The organism is Bacteroides sp. CAG:633 (assembly GCF_000435115.1).
Taxonomy (GTDB): Bacteria; Bacteroidota; Bacteroidia; order Bacteroidales; family Bacteroidaceae; genus Bacteroides; species Bacteroides ndongoniae.
On record NZ_FR883138.1, the window covers coordinates 38,964 to 43,662 of the forward strand.

General features: G+C 47.6%; 5 protein-coding genes. All 5 read right to left on the minus strand.

Annotated features, from left to right (window positions below; translation table 11 throughout):
* Positions 1-676: thiamine-phosphate kinase (gene thiL / locus QVP67_RS13330; RefSeq protein WP_288180209.1), on the minus strand; the 676-nt coding region annotated here is incomplete at its 3' end.
* 33 nt (positions 677-709) lie between these two features.
* Positions 710-1,519, minus strand: coding sequence for a purine-nucleoside phosphorylase (locus tag QVP67_RS13335; RefSeq protein ID WP_022164062.1), 810 nt, complete (start codon positions 1,517-1,519; stop codon positions 710-712).
* A complete protein-coding gene (gene lpxK, locus QVP67_RS13340; RefSeq protein ID WP_022164063.1) occupies positions 1,476-2,588 on the minus strand; it encodes a tetraacyldisaccharide 4'-kinase in 1,113 nt (370 codons plus the stop codon). Before lpxK ends, QVP67_RS13335 begins: the two co-directional genes overlap by 44 nt.
* Before the next feature lie 23 nt (positions 2,589-2,611).
* Positions 2,612-4,396: a signal peptide peptidase SppA gene (sppA, locus tag QVP67_RS13345; protein ID WP_022164064.1), complete on the minus strand. Its 1,785-nt coding sequence runs from the start codon at positions 4,394-4,396 to the stop codon at positions 2,612-2,614.
* A gap of 95 nt (positions 4,397-4,491) precedes the next feature.
* The coding region (locus QVP67_RS13350) for a hypothetical protein (protein WP_288180210.1) at positions 4,492-4,699 on the minus strand (208 nt) is incomplete at its 5' end.

The following is a 4,699-nucleotide window of genomic DNA, read 5'->3' on the forward strand; positions in this document are numbered from 1 at the left end:
CGCCGGCGGCGGCCAGCCGTTCGATAATGTCCCGGCGTGCTTCGGGCTTGAGCTGGCGTTCCAGCAGGTATTCCTTGCCGGCAAAGTCGGGTTGCACATCTTTGTCGGTACCTTTGAGGGCAATCTTTTCGCGTTCCAGCAGCTGGAGGCCCATGTAGGCAGCACCTAAGTCACCGCTGACGCATATCAGGTCGGTTTCCTTGGCTCCGTTCCGATAGACGGTCTTGCCTTTTTCTCCTTCGCCGATGCAGGTGATACTGATGGTGAGCCCTGTATAGGAAGAGCAGGTATCGCCGCCGACAATATCGACATGGTAGGCTTCGCAGGCCAGACGGATGCCGGCATAGAGTGCTTCCATGTCTTCTACACTGAAGCGTTTGGACAGACCCAGTGATACGGTGATTTGCTTGGGCGTACCGTTCATGGCATAGATGTCGGAGAAGTTGACGACGGCAGCTTTGTAGCCTAAGTGCTTCAGCGGAACATAGGTCAGGTCGAAGTGAACGCCTTCGAGCAGCAGGTCGGTAGTGACCAGCACTTCTTTGTCGGCCGGGTAAGACAGCACGGCGGCATCGTCGCCGATGCCGTACCGTGTAGATTCATTTTGAGGTTCGATTCCTTCGGTGAGGTGGTCTATCAGTCCGAACTCACCGAGGGTAGCTATTTCTGTTCTCATTATTAATACAATGTAATGGTTGTTTTTATGTCATCAGGCACGGTTGATAAGCTCGCGCATGATTTCAGTCATAAAGGGTTGTGCGGCATCAGCTGCTTTCTGCACCTCTTCGTGTGAAACCTCTACGATTTTGCCTTCTACGCCCAGGTCGGTGATGACGGATACGCCGAATACCTTGATGCCGCAATGATTGGCAACGATGACTTCGGGTACGGTAGACATGCCGACAGCATCGGCTCCCAGAATATGGAACAATTTATATTCTGACGGAGTTTCGAAAGTGGGGCCTTGAGTTCCCAGATAGACACCATGCTGTACCTTGATGCCTTTTTCGGCAGCAATGGCATCAGCCTTGCGAATCAACTCCTTGTCGTAAGCTTCGCTCATGTCCGGGAAGCGCGGGCCGTAGGGAATGTTCTTGCCACGCAGCGGATGTTCGGGGAAGTAGTTGATGTGGTCGGTGATAATCATCAGGTCGCCGATTTCGAATGCAGGATTGGTTCCTCCGCTGGCATTGGAGACAAACAGTGTCTTGATGCCCAGTTCGCGCATGACCCGTACGGGGAAGGTAACTTCTTTCATAGAGTATCCTTCGTAGTAATGGAAACGTCCTTGCATGGCCATGATGTCTTTATTGCCCAGTTTACCGAAAATCAGTTTGCCGCTATGGCCTTCTACGGTCGATACGGGGAAATTGGGGATTTCCTCATACTTTATTTCGTATTTTTCGGTGATTTCTTCTGCAAGACTGCCAAGGCCTGTGCCAAGGATGATTGCTGTCTCCGGATGGGTGTGCATTTTACCTTTCAGGTAGGCTGCTGTTTCTTGAATGCGCTCTAACATAGTCTATTATGTTTTGATTAAAATTATGTTGTTGATTTTGTAAAATCTCTATTTCTATCGGTACTACATAAATGTAGGGCTTGATTTCTTCCGGCAAGTCGGGGTGCTGTTTCAGCCGGACAGCATCTTTCTCGGTTGTGATAATCAGCCTTTTCCATTCTTCCAGTTGGCGGAATTTATCCAGTATCTGTTGTATGTCTTTCGAACTGAAGTTATGATGATCGGCGAAAGCCATCAGATGTACATGCTGGGTATAAGCCTTTACCTCGTTGAGTAAAGGAGCGGGCGAGGCTATACCTGTTACCAATAATACCTGTTCATCTCCAGTCAGCCATGAAAGAGTCTGGCGGCTTCTGGCCACTTGGGGAAATAGTGGGACAGGCATGCCGTAACGGAAAGTGGAAAAATATAGCTGTTGGTAAGGATATAAATGCAACCGCTTGGTGATGATGTTGAAATCAATCGGTTTGATGTCTTCCGGACATTTGGTTACGATAACAATTTGTGCCCGACTTTTCCCCTTGGCTGATTCGCGGAGACGTCCTGCGGGTAACAGCGTGTCATCGCAAAACAGACGGTGATAGTCTGTCAGCAGAATGTTGAGCCCGGCTTTGACATGGCGGTGCTGGAAGGCATCATCCAGAAGGATTACATCGACAGGCGGTGACTGCAGTTTGAGTAACTGTTCGATGCCGTGGCAACGGTTTTCGTCTACAGCTACTTGTATGTCGGGAAACTTTTGTTTCATCTGACACGGCTCATCACCTATCTGCTGGGCAGTGCTTTTCGGCGAGGCAAGCAGATAGCCTTTTATGCGCCGTTTGTAGCCTCGGCTCAGTGTAGCGGGGTGAAGGCCTTCGTTTTGCAACAGTTTGATAAGGTATTCGGTATGCGGCGTTTTTCCGGTTCCTCCTACCGAAAGATTCCCAATACAGATTACAGGCAGGTTGAAACTCTTTGACTGGAGCCATCCCCAGTCAAAGAATTTGTTGCGTATGTCTGTCCCCATTCTGTACAACCATGATAGGGGAAGCAGTTTGTAATCTATTTGGGCAGTTCTTTCTTCCATGCTTTCTTGTTGCCTCTGTTGAATTATTGAATGTTCAGCTCGAATGGAATACGTGCCTGGATGCGTTCGCACTTGTCGAAGTTTTCCAATACGCTGAAAGGTTTATAGTATTCACCAATTTTTCCGCTCAGCATACGGGCTTTGACATAATTGTCCGGACGGGTTTCCATCAGGCTTTCGAAAAATCCTTTTGGGGCGGGATAAGACATAACGGTGTAGCCGCTTTCGATACCGGCCTTATTGATGGCTATTTCGAGGGCTTTGTCCAGTCCGCCCAATTCGTCAACCAGTCCCAGTTCTTTGGCTGTACTACCAGTCCAAACACGGCCTTGGGCTATTTTGTCCAAGTCTTCTTTGCTAATGTCGCGTCCGTCGGAGCAACGTGTCAGGAAGAGATCATATCCTTGGTTTACATACATTTGCATCAGACTTTTCTCTCCGTCGTTCATGGGGCGGCCCAATGTTCCGAAGTCGGCATACTGATTTGTTTTTACGACATCAAATTTCAGTCCGATTTTGTCGGTCAGGCCTTTTACATTGGGGAACATGCCGAAGATGCCTATCGAACCGGTCAGCGTAGTAGGCTCGGCCACAATGGTGTCGGCATTGCACGAGATGTAGTAACCGCCGGATGCGGCATAGTCGCCCATCGATACGATGACGGGTTTCTCTTTTTTCAGTTCGCTTACGGCATACCATATCTGTTCAGAACCGTAGGCACTTCCTCCAGGTGAGTTGACGCGTAATACGACGGCCTTTACGTTCTTATCCTCTTTCAGTTTCCGAAGGTCTTTGATAACTTCGCTTGCTACGATCATCGGTTCGGTTCCCGATGCCAGAGGTGAAGTGGTTTCGTAATCTATGATTTCACCACTTGCATAGTAAACGGCAACGATGTTACCGCTTTTGTCTTTCGGCACGTTTTTCTTGACGTTGGTCATGGCTTCGAGTCCCAGAACGGGCAGATCATCGTCTTCATCGATGCCAGCCATGCGTTTCAGGTAGTTACGTACGTCGTTCTTGTATATCAAGGTGTCGGCCAGGCCGCATTTGACAGATTCTTCGGCAGGTTGGAAGAGCATCATGCGGTCGGCAGCTGTGTTGAGTTCGTCGACGCTGATGTTGCGTGAAGCTGCTACATCTTTGGTTATCTGTTCCCAGATGGAGTTCAGGTAGACGGTGATTTGCTCGCGGTTGGCCGGACTCATTTCAGTAGCGATGAATGGTTCGACAGCCGATTTGTAAGTTCCTACCTTAAATATCTGCATCTCGACACCGATTTTGTCCAGCAGATCTTTATAGAAGATGGGGGAGGCGGCAAGGCCTTTCCATTCAATCATACCTTTAGGGTTGAGCAGTACTTTGTCTGCTACGCTCGACAGATAATAAAGTCCTTGTGTATAGGTATCGGCATAGGCAACGATGAATTTGCCCGATTCTTTGAAGTCTTGCAAGGCATCTCTTATTTCTTCCAGCGAAGAATAGCCGCAGGTCAGGTAGTTGGCTTGTATATAAATACCTTTAATATTTTCGTTTTCCTTGGCTTTCTTGATGGACGAAAGAATGTCGTCCAGGCCATATACGATATAGTCATCACTGAACAGAAGACTGAGAGGGTCTTCCGGGTTTCGCTCATATAGTGTCCCTTGTAGATCGAGCATCATGATGGAGTTCTTCTTTACGATGGTTTCCGATTCGGTGGTAGAAGCCATGCTGAACAGTACGAGAATACTGAGAAAAAACAGTATTACGCTTGAAACAATAATACCAGTAATGGTTGCTAATGTAAATTTCAGAAAATCTTTCATTGTTTTGAGTCGTTTAAACTGCTAACTTTTTAAGCTAACAAAGATAAATAATAGGATTGATATTTGCTATATCTGTCGTCGCTTTTTTCGTTTTGTCACAATGAGTTTCCGGTTTTTAACTGATGCTTTTTGAGTAAAGTCTTTATTTCTTTCGATGGATAGCTCTCCTTTCTTCCGCTTTGAGGTTTTCTTTTCCCCTCCTCGCCCTTTTCTTTGCGCCTCTTAGTCCCTATCTTTCTCCCTTTTTCCTTGTTATCCCTCTTTTCTGCTTCTTTTTCCCCTCTCGCGCGCACATGTGAATAT

Excerpts from the sequence above, each read along its gene's own strand:
- QVP67_RS13335 (WP_022164062.1), bottom strand. The coding sequence starts at position 1,519 with ATGTTAGAGCGCATTCAAGAAACAGCAGCCTACCTGAAAGGTAAAATG.
- lpxK (WP_022164063.1), bottom strand. The coding sequence starts at position 2,588 with ATGGAAGAAAGAACTGCCCAAATAGATTACAAACTGCTTCCCCTATCA.
- sppA (WP_022164064.1), bottom strand. The coding sequence starts at position 4,396 with ATGAAAGATTTTCTGAAATTTACATTAGCAACCATTACTGGTATTATT.